At 72.6% G+C, this 23,197-nt stretch carries 20 protein-coding genes and 1 pseudogene; 15 read left to right on the top strand and 6 right to left on the bottom strand.

Going from position 1 to position 23,197, the window contains the following annotated elements; all coding sequences use genetic code 11:
- Positions 1–94 precede the first annotated feature (94 nt).
- Entirely contained in the window at positions 95–598 is a 504-nt protein-coding gene (locus OHA86_RS10685; RefSeq protein WP_329174466.1) for a MarR family winged helix-turn-helix transcriptional regulator, read from the bottom strand.
- 129 nt (positions 599–727) lie between these two features.
- Between OHA86_RS10685 and OHA86_RS10680 the strand changes: the two genes are divergently transcribed.
- From OHA86_RS10680 to OHA86_RS10640, 9 genes and pseudogenes are all read left to right on the top strand, one after another.
- Positions 728–2,347 (top strand): MFS transporter, encoded by a 1,620-nt coding sequence (locus OHA86_RS10680; protein ID WP_329174465.1) that lies wholly within the window; start codon positions 728–730, stop codon positions 2,345–2,347.
- A gap of 304 nt (positions 2,348–2,651) precedes the next feature.
- Positions 2,652–3,485 carry a formylglycine-generating enzyme family protein gene (locus tag OHA86_RS10675; RefSeq protein ID WP_329182353.1) on the top strand — a complete coding sequence of 278 codons (834 nt, stop codon included), beginning with the start codon at positions 2,652–2,654 and terminating at the stop codon, positions 3,483–3,485.
- 100 nt (positions 3,486–3,585) lie between these two features.
- Positions 3,586–4,821, top strand: a complete 1,236-nt coding sequence (locus OHA86_RS10670; protein ID WP_443071693.1) for an ROK family transcriptional regulator — start codon at positions 3,586–3,588, stop codon at positions 4,819–4,821.
- A gap of 287 nt (positions 4,822–5,108) precedes the next feature.
- Positions 5,109–5,885, top strand: a complete 777-nt coding sequence (locus tag OHA86_RS10665; protein WP_329182352.1) for an ABC transporter permease — start codon at positions 5,109–5,111, stop codon at positions 5,883–5,885.
- Positions 5,882–6,664, top strand: a complete 783-nt coding sequence (locus OHA86_RS10660; RefSeq protein WP_329174462.1) for an ABC transporter ATP-binding protein — start codon at positions 5,882–5,884, stop codon at positions 6,662–6,664. Before OHA86_RS10665 ends, OHA86_RS10660 begins: the two co-directional genes overlap by 4 nt.
- A gap of 147 nt (positions 6,665–6,811) precedes the next feature.
- Complete coding sequence (locus OHA86_RS10655; protein ID WP_329174460.1) at positions 6,812–7,795, top strand: aliphatic sulfonate ABC transporter substrate-binding protein; 984 nt, start codon at positions 6,812–6,814, stop codon at positions 7,793–7,795.
- Positions 7,792–9,285: a sulfatase-like hydrolase/transferase gene (locus tag OHA86_RS10650; protein ID WP_329174458.1), complete on the top strand. Its 1,494-nt coding sequence runs from the start codon at positions 7,792–7,794 to the stop codon at positions 9,283–9,285. The genes OHA86_RS10655 and OHA86_RS10650 overlap by 4 nt, the downstream gene beginning before the upstream one ends.
- 302 nt (positions 9,286–9,587) lie before the next feature.
- Positions 9,588–10,772, top strand: a pseudogene (locus OHA86_RS10645) (right-handed parallel beta-helix repeat-containing protein); the annotation flags it as partial.
- A 739-nt stretch (positions 10,773–11,511) separates the two neighbouring features.
- Complete coding sequence (locus OHA86_RS10640; RefSeq protein ID WP_329174456.1) at positions 11,512–11,715, top strand: DUF6191 domain-containing protein; 204 nt, start codon at positions 11,512–11,514, stop codon at positions 11,713–11,715.
- Positions 11,716–11,738: 23 nt separating this feature from the next.
- Here OHA86_RS10640 and OHA86_RS10635 read toward each other — a convergent pair whose 3' ends face one another.
- From OHA86_RS10635 to OHA86_RS10625, 3 genes are all read right to left on the bottom strand, one after another.
- Complete coding sequence (locus tag OHA86_RS10635) at positions 11,739–12,428, bottom strand: Clp protease N-terminal domain-containing protein (protein WP_329174454.1); 690 nt, start codon at positions 12,426–12,428, stop codon at positions 11,739–11,741.
- Entirely contained in the window at positions 12,425–12,646 is a 222-nt protein-coding gene (locus OHA86_RS10630) for a helix-turn-helix domain-containing protein (RefSeq protein WP_329174452.1), read from the bottom strand. The genes OHA86_RS10635 and OHA86_RS10630 overlap by 4 nt, the downstream gene beginning before the upstream one ends.
- A 76-nt stretch (positions 12,647–12,722) precedes the next feature.
- The gene (locus OHA86_RS10625; RefSeq protein WP_329174450.1) at positions 12,723–13,394 is read right to left on the bottom strand and encodes a hypothetical protein; all 672 of its coding nucleotides are present in this window, start codon (positions 13,392–13,394) and stop codon (positions 12,723–12,725) included.
- Between the two features lie 173 nt (positions 13,395–13,567).
- Between OHA86_RS10625 and OHA86_RS10620 the strand changes: the two genes are divergently transcribed.
- The 3 genes from OHA86_RS10620 to OHA86_RS10610 all read left to right on the top strand — a co-directional run bounded on the left by OHA86_RS10620 (position 13,568) and on the right by OHA86_RS10610 (position 18,067).
- Positions 13,568–14,776 carry a HupE/UreJ family protein gene (locus OHA86_RS10620; RefSeq protein WP_329174449.1) on the top strand — a complete coding sequence of 403 codons (1,209 nt, stop codon included), beginning with the start codon at positions 13,568–13,570 and terminating at the stop codon, positions 14,774–14,776.
- A 121-nt stretch (positions 14,777–14,897) separates the two neighbouring features.
- Positions 14,898–16,874, top strand: coding sequence for a metallophosphoesterase family protein (locus OHA86_RS10615; protein WP_329174448.1), 1,977 nt, complete (start codon positions 14,898–14,900; stop codon positions 16,872–16,874).
- A gap of 113 nt (positions 16,875–16,987) precedes the next feature.
- Positions 16,988–18,067 (top strand): WxL protein peptidoglycan domain-containing protein, encoded by a 1,080-nt coding sequence (locus tag OHA86_RS10610; RefSeq protein ID WP_329174447.1) that lies wholly within the window; start codon positions 16,988–16,990, stop codon positions 18,065–18,067.
- Between the two features lie 29 nt (positions 18,068–18,096).
- On the opposite strand, the gene OHA86_RS10605 is transcribed toward OHA86_RS10610, so the two are convergent.
- A complete protein-coding gene (locus OHA86_RS10605) occupies positions 18,097–18,663 on the bottom strand; it encodes a type 1 glutamine amidotransferase domain-containing protein (protein ID WP_329174446.1) in 567 nt (188 codons plus the stop codon).
- A 37-nt stretch (positions 18,664–18,700) separates the two neighbouring features.
- Positions 18,701–18,937, bottom strand: a complete 237-nt coding sequence (locus OHA86_RS10600) for a DUF6479 family protein (protein ID WP_329174445.1) — start codon at positions 18,935–18,937, stop codon at positions 18,701–18,703.
- A 188-nt stretch (positions 18,938–19,125) separates the two neighbouring features.
- Between OHA86_RS10600 and OHA86_RS10595 the strand changes: the two genes are divergently transcribed.
- The 3 genes from OHA86_RS10595 to OHA86_RS10585 all read left to right on the top strand — a co-directional run bounded on the left by OHA86_RS10595 (position 19,126) and on the right by OHA86_RS10585 (position 23,168).
- Positions 19,126–20,703: a CYTH and CHAD domain-containing protein gene (locus tag OHA86_RS10595; protein ID WP_329174444.1), complete on the top strand. Its 1,578-nt coding sequence runs from the start codon at positions 19,126–19,128 to the stop codon at positions 20,701–20,703.
- A 72-nt stretch (positions 20,704–20,775) separates the two neighbouring features.
- Complete coding sequence (locus OHA86_RS10590) at positions 20,776–21,813, top strand: YihY/virulence factor BrkB family protein (protein WP_329174443.1); 1,038 nt, start codon at positions 20,776–20,778, stop codon at positions 21,811–21,813.
- A gap of 164 nt (positions 21,814–21,977) precedes the next feature.
- Entirely contained in the window at positions 21,978–23,168 is a 1,191-nt protein-coding gene (locus OHA86_RS10585; RefSeq protein WP_329174441.1) for a zinc-dependent alcohol dehydrogenase, read from the top strand.
- The last annotated feature ends 29 nt before the right edge of the window (positions 23,169–23,197 follow it).

Below are 23,197 nucleotides of genomic sequence, written 5' to 3'. Positions count from 1 at the left end.
CCAAGGAGTGGGAGCGCTCCCATAAGGCCAGCGCGGGCGGAGCCCTGTCAAGGGTGCCGACGTCGATCGAGCCCGCGCCGACGCCGGCGGGGTCCTACGGAGCCGTGCCGGTGACGAGCTTGGCCAGCAGCCGGGTCAGCTCCGCGCGCTCCTGGCCGGTGAGCGGGGCGAGCGTCCGGTCGAGAGTGCCGGGCACCTCCCGCTCGGCCTCGCCCAGCAGTGCGCGCCCGCCGTCGGTGATGTGCACCGCGTAGGCGCGCCGGTCCGCCGGATCGCGGTGCCGCTGGACATGGCCGGCCTTCTCCAGGGCGTCGATGCAGCGCACCATCGTGCTGCGGTCGATCCGCAGTTCGTCGGACAGCGCCTGCTGCGAGGCCGGCCCCGCCGTGTCGAGCATCTGCAGGATCGTGTGCTGCGCCAGCGTGATGCCGTGGGTGGCCGCCGCGTCCTCGGCCGTGCGCACCGCGAACAGCGACGCCTTGCACAGGGCGACATCGGGGCGGGCGGCGACCAGTTCGGCGAAGAACTCCCCCCGGTGCGGCTGCCCCTGCTCGTGCCCCTGCCCGGTCTGCGGCGGTGAGTCGTGCAACGCGGTCATGTGTCCATCGTACCCACTCGGCCCGGCTTCCGGGACGGCGAGATAATCAGCGATGAGATTATTTGACGTGAGTGCGAGCCGAGGTGTAGATCTGGAAGAACAATCTCATCCACAATGATTGGCGTTGAGATGGATACGGATACCGGCGCCGGTGCGCCGCACCGCCCGGGACGGCTGAGCGTCCCGACGGCGACACTGATCGCCGTCAGCGTCACCACCTTCATGCTTCCGCTCGACTACACGATCGTCTCCGTCGCGCTGCACGACATCCAGGAGTCGCTGCACACCGGCTACGCCGGGCTGCAATGGGTGGTCAACGGCTACACCCTCACCTTCGCCGCGCTGCTGATGGCCGGCGGCACCCTGGGCGACCGCTACGGCCGCAAACGCCTGTTCATGAGCGGCACCGGCGTCTTCACCCTCGCCTCGCTGCTGGCCGGGCTGGCGGGCAGCGCGCTGGTCCTCAACCTCGCCCGGGGCGTCCAGGGCGTCGGCGCCGCGCTGATGTTCGCCGCGGCCGTACCGCTGCTCACCCAGGAATTCCAGGGCCGCGCCCGGGCCCGCGCCTTCGCCGTCTTCGGGGTCGCCGTCGGCACCGGGGCGGGGCTCGGCCCGCTGCTGGGCGGGCTGATCGTCTCGGGCCTCGGCTGGCGCTGGGCCTTCCTGCTCAACGTGCCGGTGGGCGCGGCCATGCTGCTGCTGACCCGCGCCAGGGTCCGCGAGTCCCGCGACCCGCGGGCCGGGCGGGTCGACTGGACCGGTATGGCCGTCTTCACCGCCGGGTCGGGGGCGCTCGTCTACGCCCTGATCGCCGCGCCCGACAGCGGCTGGTCGAGCCTCCCGGTGCTGCTGGCGCTGGCCGTGACCGCCGTCTCCTGCGTCGCCTTCGCGGTGGTCGAACGGCGCCACAGCTACCCGATGTTCGACCTGGAGCTCTTCCGGCGGCCGGCCTTCGTGGGCGCGTCGATCGCGGCGCTCGTGCTGTCGGTGTCGTACTGGGGGATCTTCCTCTACACACCCCTCTATCTCCAGATCTCGCACGGCTACAGCCCGCTGGAGGCGGGCCTGGCCGCGCTGCCCTTCGCGCTGCCCGGCCTGTTCGTGCCCAGGCTGGGCGAGTACCTGGCCCACCGGATGCGCGGCGGCGCCCTGCTCGCGCTCGGCCAGGCCCTCGTCGCGGCCGGCACGCTGTGGCTGTTCCTGTCGGTCTCCGCGGGCTCGGGCTGGCCGGCCATCGTCGGCGGCGCGCTGGTCTCGGGGGCGGGCACCGGGCTGATCAACGGTGAGATGACCAACGTCGCGATGAGCGCGGCCCCCGACAACCGCGCGGGCATGGCCTCGGGCATCAACGCCACCATGCGGCAGATCGGCGTCGCCCTGGGCTTCGCGGGCCTGGGCAGCGTACTGGCCGCCCGCGTCATCGCCCGGCTCGGCGACCTCAGCTCCGGTGAGCCGGGGGTCGCGGGCCACCTGCACGACCTCGGCAAGCAGGTCGTCGCCGGCAACATCGGCAGCGCCGCCGACCGGCTGCCGCCCGCGTCCCGCGAGGCGTTCGTCCACGCGTCGCGGAACAGCTTCTACAGCGGCCTGCACCTGATCCTCGCTGTCGCGGCGGCCGTCGCGCTGGCCGGCGCGGTCGCCACGTACGTCCTCACCCGCCACGACGGCCGCGGCGGCGGGACCACCGTCGTCGCCGGCGGATCGGCGGACAGTACGGAGGCGGTGCCCACCGCGGGCGTACCCCTGTAGCGCGGCACGCCACGGCCGCCCGGCCCGCGCCCCCCGGGGGGCCCGGGCCGGGCGGCCGTGGCGTGCCGGGCGCGGGACTCGTAGGATCGCGGGCACCCGCACCGAGATGACCAGGGAGAACTCCGTGAGTGAAGCCGAGCCGCACACCGGATCCTGCTGCACCCCGGCGCGCGGCGGCGCCGCACACGCGGTGGGCGACCCGGCGGCGGGACGCGGGCCGGTGCCGGTGAGCATCGGCTTCCCGGGGTCGGGGCCGGTGCCCGCCAGCGCCGGCGGGCCGGCGTCGGCGGGCGGGACCGAGGGCATGGTGCGGCTGGCCGGCGGGTCGTTCCTGATGGGTACCGCGGACGAGGAGGGGTTCGCCGCGGACGGCGAGGGCCCGGTGCGGGAGACCCGGCTCGCGCCCTTCTGGATCGACACCCACGCGGTGAGCAACGAGCGCTTCGCCGCGTTCGCCGAGGCGACCGGCCATGTGACGGAGGCCGAACGCTTCGGCTGGTCCTACGTGTTCGCCGCCTTCCTGCCGGGCGCGCTGCGCCGCGACGCGCCCCGGCCCCCGGAGGCGCCGTGGTGGTGCGGTGTGCGGGGCGCCTCCTGGCGGGCGCCCGAGGGTCCCGGCAGCGCGGTCGGCGACCGCGGCCGGCACCCGGTCACCCATGTGTCCTGGAACGACGCCGTGGCGTACTGCCGTTGGGCCGGGGGCCGGCTGCCGACCGAGGCCGAATGGGAGTACGCGGCCCGCGGCGGCCTGGAGCAGCGCCGCTATCCGTGGGGCGACGAGCTGGACCCGGACGGCGCCTACCGCTGCAACATCTGGCGGGGGCGGTTCCCCACCAAGAACACCGCCGACGACGGCTACACCGCCACGGCACCCGTGGACGCCTTCGAGCCCAACGGCTTCGGCCTGTACAACGTGGCCGGCAACGTGTGGGAGTGGTGCCACGACTGGTGGGGCACCGACCACCCGGGCCGCGACAATCCGCGCGGCCCGGCATCGGGCGAGGCGAAGGCCATGCGCGGCGGCTCGTACCTCTGCCACCGCTCCTACTGCAACCGCTACCGGGTCGCCGCCCGCAACCGCAACACGCCTGACAGCACGTCGGGGAACGTCGGATTCCGCTGCGCCCGCGACGCCTGACGGAGCCTGGCCGCACAGGGGACACGGCGGCCCCGCTGCCGGTTATTGCAGCCGCATGAACATTAATCCGGAGCGTTGACGAAAAAATACCCGCGTCGACATGCTGGGCGGCATGCACGATCACGACGGCCCGCTGGCGCGGCTGCGGCGCGGACACGAGGAGCTGGTCCTCGGTCTGCTGCGCAGGCACGGCCCGCTCAGCCGGGGCCAACTCGGCCAGCGCGCCGGGCTGTCGCGTACCACCCTCTCCGACATCGTGGCCGAACTGGTCGCCAGCGGTGCCGTCGTGGCGTCGGCGAAGGACCCGGGACCGCGCAGGCGCGGCCGGCCGGTGGAGCTGCTGACCCTCAACCCGCAGGCCGGGCAGGCCATCGGCATCGACTTCGCGCGGCGGGCCGTGCACGTGGCCGCCGCCAATGTCGCGCACGAGGTCATCGGCTCGGCCAGCGCCGCGCACGCGGCCGACCTCCCGTGGCCCGACCGGATCGACCTCGCCGACTCGCTGGTCGGCACCCTCGCGGGCGGCGCCCTGCGGCTGAGCGCGCTCGGCACCGTCGGCGCGATCGGCGTCGGGGTGGTGGGGCCGGTAGGTCACCTGACGTCGGCACCGCCCGGCGACGCCCAAGGCCGGGAGGAGTTGCTGGCCAAACGGTTCGGCGGCCCGGTGCTGCTGGACAACAACACCCGGCTCGCGGCGCTGGCCGAATCGACCTGGGGAGCCGCGGCCGGCCGCCGGAACGTCCTGTATCTGCGGCTCTCGCACGGCGTCGGCGGCGGCCTCGTGGTCGGCGGCGCCCTGCACCGCGGCACGGACGGCTTGTCGGGAGAGCTGGGCCACATCACCGTCGACCCGGCCGGCGCGCGCTGTGAATGCGGCGGCACCGGCTGCCTGGAGACGGTCGCCTCGATCGGCGCCGTCCTGCGGGCCTACCGCGCCGCGGGCGGCCGGGCCGCCGACATCGCCGAGCTGCACAGCGCCGCCGACGCCGGCGACCGGACCGCCCACGACGTGCTGCACACCGTCGGCGGCCACGTCGGCGCCGTGCTCGCCGCGGTCTGCAACGCCGTCGGGCCCGGCGTGATCGTGATCGGGGGCGAGGTCGCCGATCGCGGCACGGCGCTCCTCACCGCGGTCGAACAGGCCCTTGACGCCCGTGTCCTGCCCATCGCCCGCGACCGCGTCACGCTGCGCCGCGCGGAACTCGGCGACGTCGGCGGCGCGTTGGGCGGCATCGCGCTCGTGCTGCACGAGTCGCCCCTGCTGGCCGGCTACCCCGCCCGCCCCGACCGGACGGATTCCGGCCCCGCCGACCCCGACCCCCAGGAGGACGCGTGAGCCGGGCCGACGCGGCCGCCACCGGACCGCACAAGGACGACGTTCCGCGGGACGCCCCGCAGTACGCCCCGGGGGACGCCTCGCGAGCCGCCGAGCAGGACACCGCACCCGCCGGGACGCGCACCGCCGGGCCGGACACGGCCCCGTACGCCCTCACGAAGAGCGCCGCGCCGGACGACACGGCAGCCCTGCCGGACACGACCGCCCTGCCGGACACGACCGCCGAGCCGGACACGGCAGCCCTGCCGGACACGACCGCCCTGCCGGACACGACCGCCGAGCCGCACATGCCGACGTCCGCGCGGACGTCGCGGCGAGCCGCGCTGCGGACGCTCGGGCTCAACCTCGCCGCCGTCGTCATCGGTGTCGCCGGCTGGGCGCTGCTGGCGCACGCCGGTACGGGCGGGCTGCCGGGGCCGGTGTCGGTCGCGCGGCGGGCCGGGGACATGGCGGCCGACGGCACGCTCCTCGACGACAGCCTGGCCAGCCTGCGCCGGGTGGTGACCGGCTTCTCGATCGGTACGGCCCTGGCGGTGCCGGCCGGCTTCCTGATGGGCTGGTATCCGGTCGCCCGCGGCCTGCTGGAGCCGTACGTCCAGTTCTTCCGTACGATCCCGCCGCTCGCGCTGATCCCGCTGATGATCGTGGTGCTGGGCATCGGGGAGACGCCGAAGATCGTGGTCATCGCGCTCGCGGCGTTCCTGTCCAGTGTGGTCGCCGCCTTCCAGGGCGTGGTGTCGGTGGACCGCACGCTGCTCAACGCCGCCCGGGTGCTCGGCGCGAAGGACGGCTCGATCTTCCTGCGGGTGGTGGTCCCCGCGGCCGCCCCCTTCATCCTGGTCGGCATGCGGATCGGGCTGGGGTCCGCCTGGGGCACCCTGGTGGCGGCCGAGCTGATCGCCGCCCAGCAGGGACTCGGCTTCCGCATGCAGCAGGCCGAGCTGTACTACGACCTGCCCACGATCTTCGTGGGCCTGATCGCCATCGGGGTGCTCGGCCTGGTCATGGACCGGCTGCTGCTGCTCGCCGAGCGGCACCTCACCGGTTGGCAGGAGCGCCGATGACCACCAAGATCTCCTTCCGCGCCGTGGCCAAGTCCTTCGCGGTGAAGGGCGGCACCTTCACCGCGCTCGGCCGCGTGAACCTGGACATCGCCGACCGGGAATTCGTCGCCGTCGTCGGCCCCTCCGGCTGCGGCAAGAGCACCCTGCTGAATCTGGCCGCCGGCCTGGCGGAGCCCACCGCGGGGGAGGTGCTGGTGGACGGCGTCCGGGTCACGGGACCCGGCCCCGACCGGGGGGTGATCTTCCAGCAGTACGCCCTCTTCCCGTGGCTCACCGTGCGCGGCAACGTCGAATTCGGGCTGAAACTGGCCTCGGTGCCGGCCGCGGAGAGGCGGCGCCGGGCGGCGGCGGCCATCGAACTGGTCGGGCTGACCGACTTCGCCGACGCCCTGCCCAAGACGCTGTCCGGCGGCATGAAGCAGCGATGTGCCATCGCCCGGGCCTACGCCGTCGAGCCGCGGGTGCTGCTGATGGACGAGCCGTTCGGCGCGCTCGACGCCCTCACCCGGGTCCAGTTGCAGACGCAGCTGCTGGAGATGTGGACCCGCGAGCGGCGCACCGTGCTGTTCATCACGCACGACGTCGACGAGGCCGTCTTCCTCGCCGGCCGGGTGGTCGTGATGGCCGCAGGTCCCGGCCGCGTCCACCGGGTGGTCGACGTGGACCTGCCCTACCCCAGGACCGAGCGGATGCGGCTGTCCCCGGAGTTCGCCCGGATCCGCAACGAGGTCTGGACGAGCGTCCACCACCAGACCCCGGCCGGAGCCGCGGCGGGCTGACCCGCACCGCGACCGCGTTCCCGCCCCGCCACCTCCCGCCGAGACGCGTGGCACCACGTCACGCCACGCCACGCCACGTCACGTCACGACAAGCCAGCGCCCCACCACCTCACGTTCGCTCAGAACCACCGAGAAGGAACCCACGCCATGCGTCTACCTCAGCGCGCCCTCGCGACGGCCTCGGCCGCGGCCGTCCTCGCACTGTCCGTCACCGCGTGCTCCGGCAGCGACTCCGCCGACGGCACCACGAAGATCCACTTCGGCTACATCTCCGACTACAACGGCGCCAGCCTGCTGGCCATCGCCGAGCAGCAGGGGCTGTGGAAGAAGCAGGGGCTCGCGCCCGACCTGAAGGTCTTCACCAACGGGCCGCTCCAGATCACGGCGCTCGGCGCGGGCGACCTCGACTTCGGGTACATCGGCCCCGGCGCGGTGTGGCTGCCCGCGTCCGGCAAGGCCAAGGTCATCGCGATCGACACCCTCACGTACGCCGACCGGGTCATCGCCCAGCCCGGCATCACCTCGATGGACGGCCTCAAGGGCAAGAAAGTGGGCTATCCGGCGGGCACGTCGGGCGAGATGGTGCTCAACCTGGCGCTCCAGCACGCCGGTCTGACCATGAAGGACATCAACGCGGTCCCGATGGACCCCGCCACGATCGTCCCGGCCTTCGTCTCCGGGCAGATCGACGGCGCCGGCATCTGGTACCCGCTGCTGGACACCATCAAGGCCAGGAAGCCGGGCCTGGTCGAGGTCGCCAGCACCAGGGACTTCACCGGCAAGGCCTTCCCGACGGCCTTCGTCTCCGGCGAGAAGACCGGCACCGCGCTGACCGACAAGGTGCTCACCGTCCTCGCGCAGGCCAACGACTGGCGGTCCGCGCACCCCGACGAGGCGATAGCCGAGGCGGCGTCCCTGCTGAAGGTGGACAAGGCGAAGGTCGCGGCCGACGCCAAGAACGTCCAGACCATGAGCACCGCCGACCTGGTCGCGAAGACCAAGGACGGTACGGTCGCGGGCTGGCTCAAGGGGCTCACCGACTTCTTCGTCTCCACCGGCCAGCTCAAGACCTCGCCCGACCCGTCGACCTACTACACGGGCGACCTCTACACCAAGGCCGCCGCCAAGTGAACCTGCTGTTCCTCATGACCGACCAGCACCGGGTCGACACGCTGGGGGCGTACGGCAATCCGCATGTGGCGACCCCGAACCTCGACCGGCTGGCCGCGACGGGCACGCGGTTCGACCGCTTCTACACGCCCACCGCGATCTGCACCCCCGCCCGCGCCAGCCTGCTCACCGGCCAGGCCCCCTTCCGGCACCGGCTGCTGGCCAACTACGAGCGCAACGTCGGCTATCTGGAGGACCTGCGCGAGGACGCCTTCACCTTCCCCGAGGCGCTGAGCCAGGCCGGCTACCAGCTCGGCCTGATCGGCAAGTGGCACGGCGGCACGCACCGCAACGCGGCCTCGTACGGTTTCGACGGCCCCGACCTGGCGGGCTGGCACAATCCCGTCGACCACCCCGACTACCTGGCCTACCTCGCCGAGCGCGGCCTGCCGCCGTACCGGATCTCGGACCCGGTGCGCGGCACGTCGCCCAACGGCGGGCCCGGCAATCTGCTGGCGGCGCGGCTGCACCAGCCGGTGGAGGCGACCTTCGAGCACTATCTGGCCACCCGCTCGATCGAGCACCTGGAGCGCTACGCGGCCGACGGGCGGCCGTTCTTCCTGGCGACCCACTTCTTCGGCCCGCACCTGCCCTATCTGCTGCCCGACGACTACTACGACCTCTACGACCCGGCCCTGGTCGAACTGCCCGCCTCGATCGCCGAGACCTTCGAGGGCAAGCCGCCGGTCCAGCGCAACTACAGCGCGCACTGGGCCTTCGACACCATGCCGATCGAGGTCACCCGCAAACTCATCGCCGTCTACTGGGGTTACGTCACCCTCATCGACGAGCAGATCGGCCGGATCCTGACCCGGCTGGACGAACTCGGCCTGGACGACGGCACCTCGGTCTTCTTCACCGCCGACCACGGCGAATTCACCGGTGCCCACCGGCTGCACGACAAGGGTCCCGCGATGTACGAGGACATCTACCGCATCCCCGGCATCGTCCGCGTCCCCGGCGCCCCGCCGCAGACCAGGGACGAGCTGGTCACCCTCACGGACTGCACCGCCACCATCCTGGAGCTGGCCGGCTGCGACCCGGCCCCCGCCGTCGACAGCCGCAGCCTGCTGCCGCTGGTCAGGGGCGAGCACCCGGACTGGGCGCCCGAGCTGGTGGCCGAATTCCACGGCCACCACTTCCCGTACCCGCAGCGGATGATCCGCGACGACCGCTACAAGCTCGTCGTGAACCCCGAGTCCGTCAACGAGCTGTACGACCTGCTGCTCGACCCGCACGAACTCAGCAACCGCCACCAGCACCCGGAGTACGCCGAGGTGCGCCGCCGCCTGACCCGGCGCCTGTACGACCTGCTCAGGGAGCGCGGCGACAACTTCTTCCACTGGATGACCCCGATGTACGACACCGGCGGCGCCGACCACGACCCCAGCCTGAGCGCCTTCGAGACCGGCGGCACCACCTGGACACCGGACGCGGCCCGCGACGCGTGACCGCGGGTGCGTGAGACCGGCGGGCCCGCCGGCGGATCGGCGGGCGGGCAGGCCGCGGCTGCCGCGCGCACGGTCGCGGGGAGGCGTTGACGAGGCAGCAAGCGCTTGCTACTTTGATGCTCGCGTCATGGTGTGTACGTGACAAGAGTCGGCCTGTTCCGCCCTGTTGAGGGTGGAGCAGGTGAGTAACCGCTTTCACCCAGGCTGCCATCCAGTCTTTCATGAAGCTGATCCGCCGCCCCCACGGCGGCCCCCCACCGCACCTCCGGACGAGAGGTCTCAGCACCGTGAAATTCACTCCGATGCCCCCTGCCCTGCGGCAGAAGACCGCCGCAGCCGCGGCCGCCGCGGTCGTCGCCTCGGCGGGACTGCTCGCGCTCCACCCCGCCGTCTCGCACGCCGCGCAACCCCAGCTCAACAGCAACGCGTTGTTCGTCTCGCCGAGCGGCACCGACAGCGCCGCCGGTACGCAGGCCGCTCCCACGACGCTCACCTCGGCGATCACCCGCATCACCGCGGGCGGCACGATCTACCTGCGCGGCGGCACCTACAACTACGCGCAGACGGTCACCATCGCGCCCGGCAACAACGGCACGGCCGGCGCGCTCAAGGAGGTGTCCGCCTACCCGGGCGAGAGCCCGGTGCTGAACTTCTCCGCCATGAGCGAGGGCGACGCGAACCGCGGCCTCGCCCTCAACGGGTCGTACTGGCACCTCTACGGCCTCACCGTCCAGCGCGCCGGCGACAACGGGATCTTCGTCGGCGGCAGCAACAACGTCATCGAGCGCACGGTGACCGCCTTCAACCACGACTCGGGACTCCAGATCTCCCGGATCGCCTCCACCACCCCGCACGACCAGTGGCCGGCCGACAACCTGGTCCTCAGCTCGGAGTCGCACGACAACAGCGACTCCGACGGCGAGGACGCCGACGGCTTCGCCGCCAAGCTCACCGCCGGTCCCGGCAACGTCTTCCGCTACGACGTCTCCCACAACAACATCGACGACGGCTGGGACCTCTACACCAAGACCGACACCGGCCCCATCGGCGTGGTGACCATCGAGAACTCGCTGTCCTACGGCAACGGCACCCTCTCCGACGGCACCGTCAACTCGGCCGGCGACCGCAACGGCTTCAAGCTCGGCGGCGAGGACATCGGCGTCGACCACATCGTCCGGAACAACATCGCCTACGACAACGGGCACCACGGGTTCACCTACAACAGCAACCCGGGCCACATGACGATCTCCGGCAACGTCAGCATCGACAACAGCGAGCGCAACTTCTCCTTCGACGAGGGCACCTCGGTCTACCGGAACAACACCTCGTGCCGCAGCGGCAGCGGCTCGAACGACAAGACCGTCGGCGACGCGGACAGCTCGAACCAGTTCTGGACGGGGACGAACGGTTCCCGGTGCTCGGCGTACAGCGGCGCGCTGAACTGGTCCTTCGCCGCGGACGGCAGCCTCGCCGTGACCTTCGGCGGCAAGCCGCCGACGACGCCCCCCACCACCCCGCCGACCACACCCCCCACCACCCCGCCGACGACGCCTCCCACGACCCCGCCGACCACCCCGCCCACCGGCGGCCAGCTGTTCAGCGACGACTTCGAGGACGGCAACGCCAACGGCTGGACCACCACCGGCGGCTCCTGGGCGGTCAGGTCGGCCGGCTCGCACGTCCTGACCCAGTCCGCCGTGCCCGGCGCCGCGGTCGCCCTGGCCGGCTCGTCCTGGTCGGGCCAGGCGGTCCAGGCCGCGGTCACGCCCACCCTCTTCAACGGCTCCGGCGAATACGTCGCCGTGCTGGCGAGGGTCCAGGACGCGTCGAACTACTACGCCCTCGTGCTGCGCGACGCGAACAAGGCCGAGATCCGGCGGGTGTCCGGCGGTACGAGCAAGGTGCTCGGCAGCGTCTCCTTCACCGTCGCCACCGGTGTCCCGTACACCCTGCGGCTGTCCGCCCAGGGCAGCGCCCTGACCGGCTACGTCAACGGCCGGTCCGTCGTCGGCGCCACCGACAGCACCTTCGGCAGCGGACGGATCGGCCTCGGTACGTCGGACGCCTCGGCCGACTTCGACAACGTCGTGGTGTCCGCCTCCTGACCCGGCGCCCCGGCGGTCCGGCCACCGCGGTGGCTGGACCGCCGACCCCGTCCCAGCCGGTTCCGGCGGTCGCGGGCGTAGCCTGGTCCGGGTAGCGCGAGTCGCCCACGGGAGGATCGGTATGTTCAACCTCATCGACGAGTTGTTCGTGCCCTCGCGCAAGCACACCGAGGACGAGCGCAACCGCCTGGCGCTGACCCGTGAGGACGAGGGCAGCAACGACCCGGCGCGCGGTCCGATAGACCTCGCCTCCGGCACGGTCACCGTGCGCCCGCCCCGCAAGCCGACGGCCGGCGCCGACGACGCGGCTGACGACGCCGCCTGACCCCGGCGGATCTGCCGGCCGGGTCAGCCGGCCGCCCTGCGGCGGTCCATGATCGCGGCCCGCAGCGGCTGGGCCGAGGCGCCCAGCGCCGCCAGGACGGAACGCATCATCTGGCTGTTCATGGCGATCAGGCCGAGCGCGAGATGCTCGACGCCGATCCGGTTGTCGTGCAGCGCCTGCGCCTCGCGGACGGTGTTGGCCAGGCCTTCCTTCGCCCGCGGGTTGAACCGGATGTGCCCGGCCGGCCGGGCTGCGGTCGCCTGACGGGGTCCGGCGGCAGCGGGGACCGGCGCGGCCGGCAGCGCGCGGGCGGCGCGGCGGCGGCGCCAGTGGCGGGTGCGGGCGAGCCGGGACGTACGGGACTCGCGGTGGACGGCTTTGTCGGCGCGGGTGAGGGCTTCCGGCCCGAAGGACTCCTCGACCCTGGCCCGTACGGTGTCGAGGTCGATCCCGACGGAGGCCAGCGCGTCGCGGTTGAGGGCGCCGAACAGCCGGGACCCGGCGCCGAGCCCGACCTGGCGGACGATCTCCCGCTCGACGCGCTCCGGTGTGAGGCCGTGCTCGCGCAGCACGGCGGCGGCCGGCTGGTCGACCGAGACGACGGCGAGCAGCAGATGCTCGCAGCCCACGTAGGTGTGTCCGAGCCGGCGCGCGTGCGCCTGCGCGTGGACCACGGCGGCGCGGGCGTCGGGTGTGAAACGTTCGAGCATCATCGCCTCCCGATCAGTCGGCCGTATTTGCGGTGGACGGTCTGCTTGGTCACGCCGAGCCGCTCGGCGATGTCCTGCCAGGACCATCCGAGCCCGCGGGCGTTCTCGACCTGGATGATCTCCAGCCGTTCGGTGAGTTCTCGCAGGGCGGCGACAGCGCGGAGCCCGACATCGGGGTCGTTGCTGGCGGCACCCTCGGTGATTTCGAGTGTGCTCTCCATGGCCGTCAGCATATGCTGACGCCGGGGATTGCGTCAACATATGCTGACGATGCGCGCCTCCGGGACGGCCCGGCGCTCAGACGGCGTCGAGCCAGATCACGACCCCGGTCACCTTGTTGAGCACCGCCGCGACGCCCGCCCTGACCGAGGCCGCGCAGCGCTCGGCGGTGAAGGAGGCAGGGTTGTACGTCGAGGACGCGCCGAGCCCCTCGCCGCGGAAGGACGCGCCGGTCCAGTCGACGGCCGTGACGTTCTCGGTGGGCTCGGCCAACTCGGCGCCCACGACGAGGAACTGCTGCGACAGGTGGTTCGGGGTGACCGTCGCCAGCGGGTCGATGAGGTCGTTGCCCGCGCTGACGATCAGGTCGGGGTTCATGTCCAGGGCCCTGGTGACGCTGGGGACGAGATCCGCCGGGCCGTCCGCCACGACCGTCCGCAGGGTGATGTGCTCGTCCTCGGCCCAGCTCCTGACCGCCGCCACCAGTGCCGTGACGGGACCGCCGCTGCCCGCGGTGAGCAGGACCACGCGGTAGCCCTTCGAGGGGCGGACCCCGTCCCACGAGCCGGGTCGCGGGGTGATGGTCGCCTCGGGGGCGGGCGGCGCGGCGGCGTCGATGAACCCCGGGCCGAGGGTGCCGAGGGAGGTGGGCACGGAGTGCGGACGCGACCAGTCGTCGGCGGAACTGCATCCGGCGGTCAGCGCGGCGGCCGCGGCCAGCGCGGCGACGGCACGAAGCGGGGGGCGCAAGGCGATCGTCCTCCGGGTGGTGGTGGATGGTGCGGATCCCATCCTGTGGGCCCGAGCCCAGTCGTATACGCCCGCGGACGCCGTTCGGAAGCTTGTTTTTCCACGGTTCGCCAACGTGCCGTATTCCGTTCACCCCTGCCGTGCAGCGTGCGACTCCCAACTCAAGGAGCCCCATGTCACACCGGGTCCGCCGCGCCGTCATCGGCATCACCGCGGCGCTGATCGGATTTCTGAGCGCCGCGCCGCAGGCCGCCGCCCACGGATTCTCGTCCACCGCGTACGTCCATGTCACCGAGGGCGATGACGGCCTGGTACGGACCGCGCTGAAGCTCGAATACGACCTGCTGGTCGTCTCCGCCGCCGACGCCGAGCACGACGACGGCCTCTTCACGGCAGGCACCGCCGCCTTCGACGCCGGCGACACCAAGGCGCAGGGCGCGGCGCTCAACGCCCACGCCGCGTCGGCCACGTCGTACGTCACCGGGCGCTTCGCGGTCACCGCGGACGGCGAGGCGTGCACGCCCCGGCGGGCCGGCGACTTCACCATGGACCGGCAGGAGGGCGTACCGTACGCCGTCCTGCCGCTGGACTGGACCTGCCCGGAGATCGGCGGCGGCCACGCGATACGCAGCGGGCTGTTCCCCGACGCCGAGACCTACGTCAGCGGCACCAAGACGATCGTCACCTACGACCTCGACGGCCGCTCGGGCAGCGCCGCGCTGGACGCGGCCCATCCGTCCTTCTCGGTCGACCAGCCCTGGTACGCCTGGTTCTGGGAGTTCTTCCGGCTCGGCGCCGAGCACCTGCTGACCGGGACCGACCACATCCTGTTCCTGCTGGCGCTGATCGCCGGGTCCCGCCGGCTGCGCGAGATCGTGCTCGCCGCCACGAGTTTCACCCTGGCGCACTCGGTGACGTTCATGCTCGCCGCACTCGGGGCGGTCGATGTGCCCTCGCGGCTGGTGGAGCCCGTCATCGCGCTGTCCATCGCGGTGGTCGCCGGCTGGTACCTGTGGCGGATCAGGCGGCGCGGCGGGCACGCCGCCGACCTCGACACGGCGGGACGCGGCCATTTCAGCCTGGACTCGGCCGGCTGGATCCGGCTCGGGGTGGTCTTCTGCTTCGGCCTCGTGCACGGCCTGGGCTTCGCGGGCGCGCTGGGGATCGACCAGGCGTGGTCCTGGACGCTGCTGGGGTCCCTGCTGGTGTTCAACGTCGGCATCGAGGTCGTCCAGCTGTCGATCATCGCCGCTGTCTTCCCGCTGCTCACCCTGCTGCGCCGCCGGTCGCCGACGGCCGGCCTGTGGGTGACCGGCACGATCTCCGCAGGTGTGGCCGCCATGGGGCTGGTGTGGTTCCTGCAACGGGTGTTCGGGATCTGAGACCCGTTCCGCCTCGAAGTTCAACCCCGGCGAAGGCTGTATTTGCAATGCGTTTACCAAGCGATGGGAACTTGATGACCGCAGCACCCTGTCGTTCCATCCATAAAAGGAACAAGATCAGATGAGATCGATCAGATCGACGCAGGCCCCCGGGTCTGTGCGGCGGCACGTGGCCATCGGGGCCACGGCGGCAACCATGGGCCTGGTCATGGCCTTCGGCGCCGGGCTGGCGTCCCCCGCGCAGGCCGCGGCGCCCGCCAGCCTGACCGGCATCGTCCTCGGTGTCGGCGCCAACGAGACCCAGCGCACGGTGACGTGGTACTCCTCGGACGACACCGCGCAGGAGCTGCAGGTCGTCCCGACCTCAGCGCTGGTCAACGGCGAATTCCCGGCGGGCGCGGCCTCCTTCGCCGCCACCGGCGCGGCGAACACCACCACCGCCGGCGGCTTCAACCGCCACGCGACCATCACCGGCCTGAAGGAGCGCACGGCGTACTCCTACCGCGCCGGCTCCGAGGGCAACTGGTCGCCGACGTACGCCTTCAAGACGCAGGACTTCGAGGGCGACTTCGACTTCCTCTTCTACGGCGACCCCCAGATCGGCTCGTCCGGCGACCTGGCGAAGGACCAGGCCGGCTGGCAGGACACCCTGGACGTCTCCCTCGCGGCCAACCCGAACGCCGAACTGCTGGTGTCGGGCGGCGACCAGGTCGAGAGCGCCAACACCGAGACCCAGTGGAACGCCTTCCTCGCGCCCGACAAGCTGCGCCAGTACCCGTGGGCCGCGACCATCGGCAACCACGACGTCGGCGGCAAGGCGTACGAGCAGCACTTCTCCACCCCGAACACCGACCGCTCGGCCTCGCTGTACTCCAACGGCAAGCCGACGTCCGACACGTCCGGCGGTGACTACTGGTACATCTACAAGGATGTGCTGTTCATCGACCTGAACAGCAACAGCTACGCCGCCTCCCAGGGCGGCGGCGGCGACGCGGCGCACATCGGCTACGTCACCGACGTCATCAACCAGCACGGCTCCGAGGCCAAGTGGAAGGTGCTGGTCTACCACCACTCGATCTACTCGGCGGCCGACCACGCCAAGGACAGCGACAACAAGGTCCGCCGGGTCGACTTCCCGACGACCTTCTCCAAGCTCGGCGTCGACGTGGTGCTCCAGGGCCACGACCACAGCTACACCCGCAGCTACGAGATCAAGAACGGCGAGAAGGCGAACCCGGCCGAGAAGCCCGGCGACGCCGACGTCTACCCGGGTCCCGGCGGCGTGCTCTACGTGACCGCCAACTCCGCCTCGGGCTCGAAGTACTACGACATCACGGCTCCCGACAACAGCGCCACGAGCGGCGCCGGCAACGGCGCGGACCCGCTGAAGCCGGAGAACTACTGGTACAACTCGGTCGAGAACCAGGAGCACGTCCGCACCTACGTCAAGGTCCAGGTGCGCGACGACAAGCTCGTGGTGGAGAACGTCCGCAGCGGCACCTGCGCGGCCCCGAACGCGGCCGTGGAGCGCGGCAGCTGGTGCAACAACACCCCGGCGAACCAGCCGGTCGGCTCGCTCGTCGACAAGGTCACCGTGCACCCCTACCACGGCACGGGCCAGGACCTGCGGGTCAACGTGCCGAACGCCGCACCGGGTGAGTTCGGCTGGACGATCGACGGCTACAACGGCCTGGTGGACCTCGGCACCGCCCAGGACCACGACGGCGACTACTTCGGTGCGACCGGCACGATCAACCCGATCGTCGTCTCCGACAGCCGCCGCTCGCTCGCACCCTGGTCGATCTCGGCCAGCGTGAGCGACTTCGACGACGCCGGCAAGAAGTTCTCCGGCGCCGCCCTCGGCTGGACGCCGAAGGTGGTCACGGCCGGCGCCGGCGCCAAGGCCGCGGGGGCCGTCGCCTCCGGCTACGACGACCGCGGCCAGGGCCTGTCCGTCTCGCGCGGGCTCGGCTGGGCCGACCAGGGCCACCCCAAGGGCACGGCCAAGCTCGGTGCCGACCTGGATCTGAAGATCCCCGGCAACGTGGCGAAGGGCAGCTACACCGCGACTCTCACGATCACCGCGCTGAGCAGCTGACCGCTGTTCCACCCCGGCGGGGCGGGCGCCTTCCGTGCCCGCCCCGCCGGTCCCCGCCCGCTGACACCCCTTCTTGACACCGCACTCACCCCGACCGCCCGAGGAAACCCGCCATGCATCCGCCCGTGACCCGCCGGACGACCGCCGTCGCCACCCTCGTCCGTACCGCCGTCCTGGCGCTGCTCGCCGCCTTCGCGGTCGCCGTCCCCGCCGCCGGGCACGCCCGGGCCGCGGACGGCGACGCGGCCTGGACGGTCAGGACCGCCTCCAACAGCTACGGCGACGCCCGCTCCAGCTTCAGCTACTCCGTCAACCCCGGCGGACGAGTCGAGGACGCCATGGCCGTCGCCAACCGCGGCACGACGCCGCTCGAACTCGCCGTCTACGCCGCCGACGGCTTCACGACCGACAAGGGCCAGCTCGACCTGCTCACCAAGGACAAGAAGTCCACCGCGGTCGGCGTCTGGGTGCACGCCGACCGGAGCAGCGTCGTGATCAAGCCGGGCCAGACCGTCCAGATCCCCTTCGAGGTCACGGTTCCCGGCAACGCCACGCCCGGCGACTACGTGGGCGGCCTCCTCACCTCGCTCACGCAGGCCGAGGACGCCGAGGGCATCAGCGTGGACCGCCGCCTCGGCATCCGCGTCAAGCTGCGGGTCGGCGGCGCGCTCAAGCCGGGCCTGGCGATCGAGGGCCTGCACGCGGACTACCGCGGCTCGCTCAACCCGTTCGGCACCGGCGACGCCACCGTCAGCTACACGATCCACAACACCGGCAACGTCATGCTGTCGGCCAAGCAGGCCGTGTCGGTCTCCGGCCCGTTCGGATGGCTGCGCGCCGGAGCCGGCGACATCGCCGCGCCGCCGCAGCTGCTCCCGGGCGAGCGCTGGAAGGTGAAGGTACCCGTGCACGGTGTGACGCCCGGCGTCAGCCTGACCGCGACCGCGACCCTCACGCCGCTGCTCACCGACGCGTCGGGCTCCACCACCCCGCTCACGCCGGTCCGCGCCACGGCCCACGGCCTGGCCGTCGCCTGGACGCTGCTGCTGCTGGTCGTCGTCCTGATCGCGGCCGTCGCCGCGGGTGTCGTCCTCGCCCGCCGCAACCGCGCCAGGCGCAAGCTGCGCGAGGACGCCCGCGTGAGGGAGGCCGTCGAGCAGACGCTCCGCGGGCAGGCGGCGCCGCAGAGCTGACGCGGGCCGCCCGACCGCGGTCACGCACCTCAGGGCGAGGTGATGAGCGCTTCCTCGACCTCACGGAGGAAGTCGTCCAGATCCTTGGGCGTACGGGAGGTGACCAGCGTCCAGCCGTTGGTGTCGTCGCTGACCACGGACCGGTCCACCCAGGTGCCGCCGGCGTTGCTGATGTCGGTGCGCAGCGAGGCGTAGGAGGTCAGCGTCTTGCCCTGCACGACGTCGGCCTCGATCAGCGCCCAGGGGGCATGGCAGATCGCCGCCACCGGGCGCCGCGAAGCGGCGAAGGCGCGGATGGTCTCGACGGCCTTGCCCTCCTGCCGCAGATGGTCGGCGTTCAGCGCGCCGCCCGGCACCAGGAGCAGGTCGTAGCCGTCCGGGTCCGCCTCGTCCAGCGTGAACGTGGGGGAGACCTTCCTGCCGGGCTCCTTGTCGCCCACCAGCGTCTGGACGGGCTCGGCGGAGACCGCCGCCACATCGACCTGGGCGCCGTTCGCGCGCAGGTGCTCCACCGGTACGACCAGTTCGTCCTGCTCGACCCCGTAGTTCGTCACCAGCGCGAGGATCCTGCGCCCCTGGAGATCGTCCTTGCCCATGACCTGCTCCTTTCCTTGAACCTGCGGCGAATGCCGGCTACCGCCCGTCGTCGGACGACCTGGCCGTGTGGTGGGTCTCGCTCTCGTCCGGCGCGTGCCACGACCCGGCGCCCGCCTGTGGCTCCTGCGGCGGCACCGGCCTGCGCGAGGCGCGGCGCGAGCCCCACCAGAAGGCCACGAGGATCAGGGCCACGACGAGGACGCCGAATCCGGCGGCCCAGCCGGCGGTGGCCCCGCCCGCGAGGTATGCGGGGTGCGAGAGTGCTGTGTCCATCGTCCGCCTCCTAAAAAGGCCGTGCATGCGCTAGGGGTGCGTCCACCTGGATCGGAGGCCGTTGAGCAGGCGCGTACCCGTCCCGCCCGGCACCTAACGGATCCGGCCGGCCGGTGCGCGGTCCGCGCCCGTGGCGCCCGCGGTGCCGCGGTCCGCTTCGCCCGCCCGTACCGGGGAAGGCGGAGGTTATGTCCACCAACGTCCTGGAACAGGAAGTCACTTTCGAAGGCAGCGGTGTGTTCGACCCGGCGGGCCTGGCCCGGCTGCCCAAGGTCGCGCGGGTACGGGAGGTGGCGCCCGAGGATCTGGACGCGCTGTACTACGACACCGCGGACCTGAGCCTGCTGGCCCACGGCTGCACGCTGCGGCGGCGCTCCGGCGGCCACGACGCGGGCTGGCACCTCAAGCTGCCCGCCGAGGGCAGCGGGCGCCGCGAATTCCACGCCCCGCTGCGGGCCGGAAAGCGCGGGAAGGTGCCGGGCGAGCTGAACAGAAGGATCAAGGCGTACGCCAGGGGCCGCGACCTGCTGCCCGTCGCCCGTCTGCGCACCCGCAGGCGCCGCCACCTGCTGCTGGACAAGCGGGACCGGCCGCTGGCCGAGATCGCCCAGGACCAGGTGGACGCGCAGCTCCTCGGCGTCGAACGGCTCGGGGCGGCCCCCGGGACCGATGCCGCGGCCAAGGGCACGTCCACCCGGCTGCTGCGCTGGTCGGAGATCGAGATCGAGCTGGAGCGCGGCGACCCCGGGCTGCTGCGGGCCGCGACCCGCTGGATGACGGACGCGGGGCACCACCTCGCGCGCCCGGCGAGCAAGCTCGACCACGCGCTGACCGCGGGACTCGGCTCCGCCGCCATGCCGGGACGCCCGGCCGCTCTGCCGCGCGCGGGCACGGCGGGCGAGGCCGTCATGCGGCGGCTGGGCGAGCAGGTCGACCTGCTGCTCTCCCTCGACGGGGCGGTACGGGCCGACGAGCCGGACGCCGTCCACCGCATGCGCTCCACCAGCCGCCGGCTGCGCAATCTGCTGCGCGGCAACGGCCGGGTCCTGGACCGCGAGCGCACCGACCCGGTGGCCGCCGAGCTGCGGCGGCTCACACGGGTGCTCGGCGGCTCGCGGGACCACGAAGTGCTGGCCGGCCGGCTCGCGGCCCAGGCCCGCACGCTCGATCCGCCCGCGCGGGCCGGCCTCGCCGCCCGGGTGCGGGGACAGGAGAAGGCGCTGCACCTCCAGGCGCACCGGCGGGCCGTGACCGCGCTCGACCGGCCCCGCCACCGTGCACTGCTCGACGCGCTGGACGCGCTGCGTACCGACCCGCCGCTCCGCGCGGCCACGGCCGATCTGCCCGCTGTCCGGCAGCTGGGCAGGGCGGCGGCGCGCGACCAGAAGCGGACCGCCGCCCGGATGAAGCGCGCCATGAAGGCCGCGCCCGGCCGGGAGCGGGACGAGGCGCTGCACAGCGCGCGCAAGGCGGTCAGGCGCGCCCGCCACACGGCCGAGACCGCGCTGCCGTACGGCGGCCGGACGGCGGAGCGGCTGCGCAAGCGCACCAAGGCCGTGCAGCAGGCGCTCGGCGACCACCAGGACGCGGTCATGGCACGGGCCGCGCTGCCGAAGCTCGCCGCCGTGGCGGCGGCCGACGGCGTCGACACCTTCGACTACGGCCGCCTGTACGCCCTCCAGGACACCGCCGCCGCCACCGCGCTGCGCGACCTCCCCGCGGCCTGGCGCAAGTCCCGCGCGCCGAAGCTGACCGCCTTCGGCTGAGCACGCGGGCGGCCGGGGCGTCCGTGCCCCGGCCGGGTGCATGGGCGGCCCGGATGGGGACAGCCGAAGGTCATGGCGCCCCACGACACGAACAGCGACGTCGACGACCCGCAGCCGCCGGGCGCCGACACTCCCGGCCCCGACGCACAGGTGGAGCGGGATCAACCGGACGGGCCGGCCGAGCTGCCGGCCCGCTCGTGGCGCAAGGTGCTGCGCGGCACCCTGGCGGAATTCCAGCGCGACGAGCTGAACGACCGCGCCGCCGCGCTGACGTACTACAGCGTCCTGTCGCTCTTCCCCGCGCTGCTGGTGATGGTCTCGGCGCTGGGCGCCGCGGGGCCGTCCGCCACCGACAAGGTGCTCTCCAACGTCCAGAACCTCACCCCGGGGCCCGCCAGGGACACCATCAGCGAGGCGGTGCGCCAGCTCCAGGGCAACGCGGGCACCGGCTCGCTCATCGCCGTGTTCGGCCTGCTGGCGGCGGTGTGGTCGGCGTCCGGCTACGTCGGGGCGTTCATCCGTACCGCGAACGTCGTCTACGACGTGCCGGAGGGGCGCCCGGTGTGGAAAATCCTGCCCGTGCGGCTGGCCATGACCGTGGTCCTCATGGCGCTGGCCGTCGCCAGCACCGTCATCGCCGTCTTCACCGGCCCCCTCGCACACCAGGCGGGCACCTGGCTGGGCGTCGGGGACAGCGCCCTGACCGCGTGGTCGATCCTGAAATGGCCGGTGCTCGTCGTGCTGGTCACCGTCATGATCGCGCTGCTGTACTGGGCCGCGCCCAATGCCAAGGGCGGCGGCTTCCGCTGGATCACCCCCGGCAGTTTCCTCGCCCTGCTGATCTGGATGGCCGCCTCGGCGGGATTCGCGTTCTACGTGGCGTACTTCAGCTCGTACAACAAGACGTACGGGACGCTGGCCGGGGTGATCGTGTTCCTGGTGTGGCTGTGGATCACCAATCTGGCCATCGTGCTCGGCCTGGAGTTCGACGCGGAGCTGGCCCGCCAGCGTGCGGTCGCCGGCGGCTTCCCGGCCGGCAAGGAGCCGTACGTCGAACCGCGGGACACCCGCGCGTGGAGCGACGAGGACAAGCGCCGGCTGGCGGGCTGAGCCGCCGGCCCCCGGGTGCCGGTGCCCCGGACCAGGCCGTTTGACGGGCCGGGACCGGGGCAGCCGAACAGTGACCGTGATGCGGCCGTGGCCGCGAGGCGTGCACGGCACGCCCGCCGCCGACCGCGGCCACCCGGTGCGACCGATGAGCGAGGTGAGGACCCATGCGTGCGACCGTCTGGCACGGCAAGCGGGACGTCCGGGTCGAGAACGTCCCCGATCCGGTCATCCAGGAGGACACCGACGCCGTCATCCGGGTCACCTCGTCCGGCCTGTGCGGGTCCGACCTGCACCTCTACGAGGTCCTGACCCCGTTCATGACCCCCGGCGACATCCTCGGCCACGAGCCCATGGGCGTCGTGGAGGAGGTCGGCCCCGCGGTGACGGGCATCAAACCCGGTGACCGGGTCGTCGTGCCGTTCCAGATCGCCTGCGGCACCTGCTGGATGTGCCGCAAGGGCCTGCCCACCCAGTGCGAGACCACCCAGGTCACGGAGCACGGCATGGGCGCCCAGCTCTTCGGCTACACCAAGCTGTACGGCGCGGTGCCCGGCGCGCAGGCGGAGTACCTGCGGGTGCCGCAGGCCCAGTACGGACCCATCAAGGTCCCCCAGGGCCCGCCCGACGACCGCTTCGTCCTGCTCTCCGACGTCCTGCCCACCGCCTGGCAGGCCGTGCAGTACGCCGAGGTGCCCAAGGGCGGCACCCTGGTGGTGCTCGGCCTGGGGCCGATCGGCGCGATGGCCTGCCGGGTCGCCCGCCATCTGGGCGTCGAGGTCGTCATCGGCGTCGACCTCGTGCCCGAGCGGCTGGAGCGGGCCACTCACGACGGCACCGTGGCACTGGACCTGAGCGCCTTCGACTCGCCCGACGACCTGGTCGCCGCGGTCAGGGACCTCACCGGCGGCCGGGGCGCGGACAGCGTCATCGACGCGGTCGGCACCGAGGCCCACGGCAGCCCCGTCGCCAAATTCGCGCAGGCGGCCACCGACCTCCTGCCCCGCTCGTGGGCGGAACGGCTCAACGAGACCGCCGGCATCGACCGGCTGAGCGCCTTCGAGACGGCCGTCTCCCTGGTCCGCAGGGGCGGCACCGTCTCGGTCAGCGGGGTGTACGGCGGCGCAGCCGACCCGCTGCCGATGATGACGATGTTCGACAAGCAGATCCAGCTGAGGATGGGCCAGGCCAACGTACGCCGCTGGAGTGACGACATCCTCCCGCTGCTCACCGACGACGACCCGCTGGGCGTGGACACCTTCGCCACCCACCACCTGCCGCTGGACCGGGCGCCCGACGCGTACGCGATGTTCCAGAAGAAGGAGGACGGCGCCATCAAGGTGCTGTTCCAGCCCTGAGCCGCGCCTCATCCGCGGTGCGGCCCGAC

Origin of the sequence: Streptomyces sp. NBC_01477 (genome assembly GCF_036227245.1) — a bacterium.
In the GTDB taxonomy this organism is placed as follows: domain Bacteria; phylum Actinomycetota; class Actinomycetes; order Streptomycetales; family Streptomycetaceae; genus Actinacidiphila.
The sequence above is the reverse complement of the archived record's forward strand: the minus strand, read 5'-3'. Positions and strand labels throughout refer to the sequence as shown.

Excerpts from the sequence above, each read along its gene's own strand:
- OHA86_RS10605 (WP_329174446.1), bottom strand. The coding sequence starts at position 18,663 with ATGGGCAAGGACGATCTCCAGGGGCGCAGGATCCTCGCGCTGGTGACG.
- OHA86_RS10610 (WP_329174447.1), top strand. The coding sequence starts at position 16,988 with ATGCATCCGCCCGTGACCCGCCGGACGACCGCCGTCGCCACCCTCGTC.
- OHA86_RS10590 (WP_329174443.1), top strand. The coding sequence starts at position 20,776 with ATGGCGCCCCACGACACGAACAGCGACGTCGACGACCCGCAGCCGCCG.
- OHA86_RS10680 (WP_329174465.1), top strand. The coding sequence starts at position 728 with ATGGATACGGATACCGGCGCCGGTGCGCCGCACCGCCCGGGACGGCTG.
- OHA86_RS10640 (WP_329174456.1), top strand. The coding sequence starts at position 11,512 with ATGTTCAACCTCATCGACGAGTTGTTCGTGCCCTCGCGCAAGCACACC.
- OHA86_RS10655 (WP_329174460.1), top strand. The coding sequence starts at position 6,812 with ATGCGTCTACCTCAGCGCGCCCTCGCGACGGCCTCGGCCGCGGCCGTC.
- OHA86_RS10585 (WP_329174441.1), top strand. The coding sequence starts at position 21,978 with ATGCGTGCGACCGTCTGGCACGGCAAGCGGGACGTCCGGGTCGAGAAC.
- OHA86_RS10665 (WP_329182352.1), top strand. The coding sequence starts at position 5,109 with ATGCCGACGTCCGCGCGGACGTCGCGGCGAGCCGCGCTGCGGACGCTC.
- OHA86_RS10620 (WP_329174449.1), top strand. The coding sequence starts at position 13,568 with ATGTCACACCGGGTCCGCCGCGCCGTCATCGGCATCACCGCGGCGCTG.
- OHA86_RS10635 (WP_329174454.1), bottom strand. The coding sequence starts at position 12,428 with ATGATGCTCGAACGTTTCACACCCGACGCCCGCGCCGCCGTGGTCCAC.
- OHA86_RS10600 (WP_329174445.1), bottom strand. The coding sequence starts at position 18,937 with ATGGACACAGCACTCTCGCACCCCGCATACCTCGCGGGCGGGGCCACC.
- OHA86_RS10630 (WP_329174452.1), bottom strand. The coding sequence starts at position 12,646 with ATGGAGAGCACACTCGAAATCACCGAGGGTGCCGCCAGCAACGACCCC.
- OHA86_RS10595 (WP_329174444.1), top strand. The coding sequence starts at position 19,126 with ATGTCCACCAACGTCCTGGAACAGGAAGTCACTTTCGAAGGCAGCGGT.
- OHA86_RS10670 (WP_443071693.1), top strand. The coding sequence starts at position 3,586 with ATGCTGGGCGGCATGCACGATCACGACGGCCCGCTGGCGCGGCTGCGG.
- OHA86_RS10685 (WP_329174466.1), bottom strand. The coding sequence starts at position 598 with ATGACCGCGTTGCACGACTCACCGCCGCAGACCGGGCAGGGGCACGAG.
- OHA86_RS10675 (WP_329182353.1), top strand. The coding sequence starts at position 2,652 with ATGGTGCGGCTGGCCGGCGGGTCGTTCCTGATGGGTACCGCGGACGAG.
- OHA86_RS10615 (WP_329174448.1), top strand. The coding sequence starts at position 14,898 with ATGAGATCGATCAGATCGACGCAGGCCCCCGGGTCTGTGCGGCGGCAC.
- OHA86_RS10660 (WP_329174462.1), top strand. The coding sequence starts at position 5,882 with ATGACCACCAAGATCTCCTTCCGCGCCGTGGCCAAGTCCTTCGCGGTG.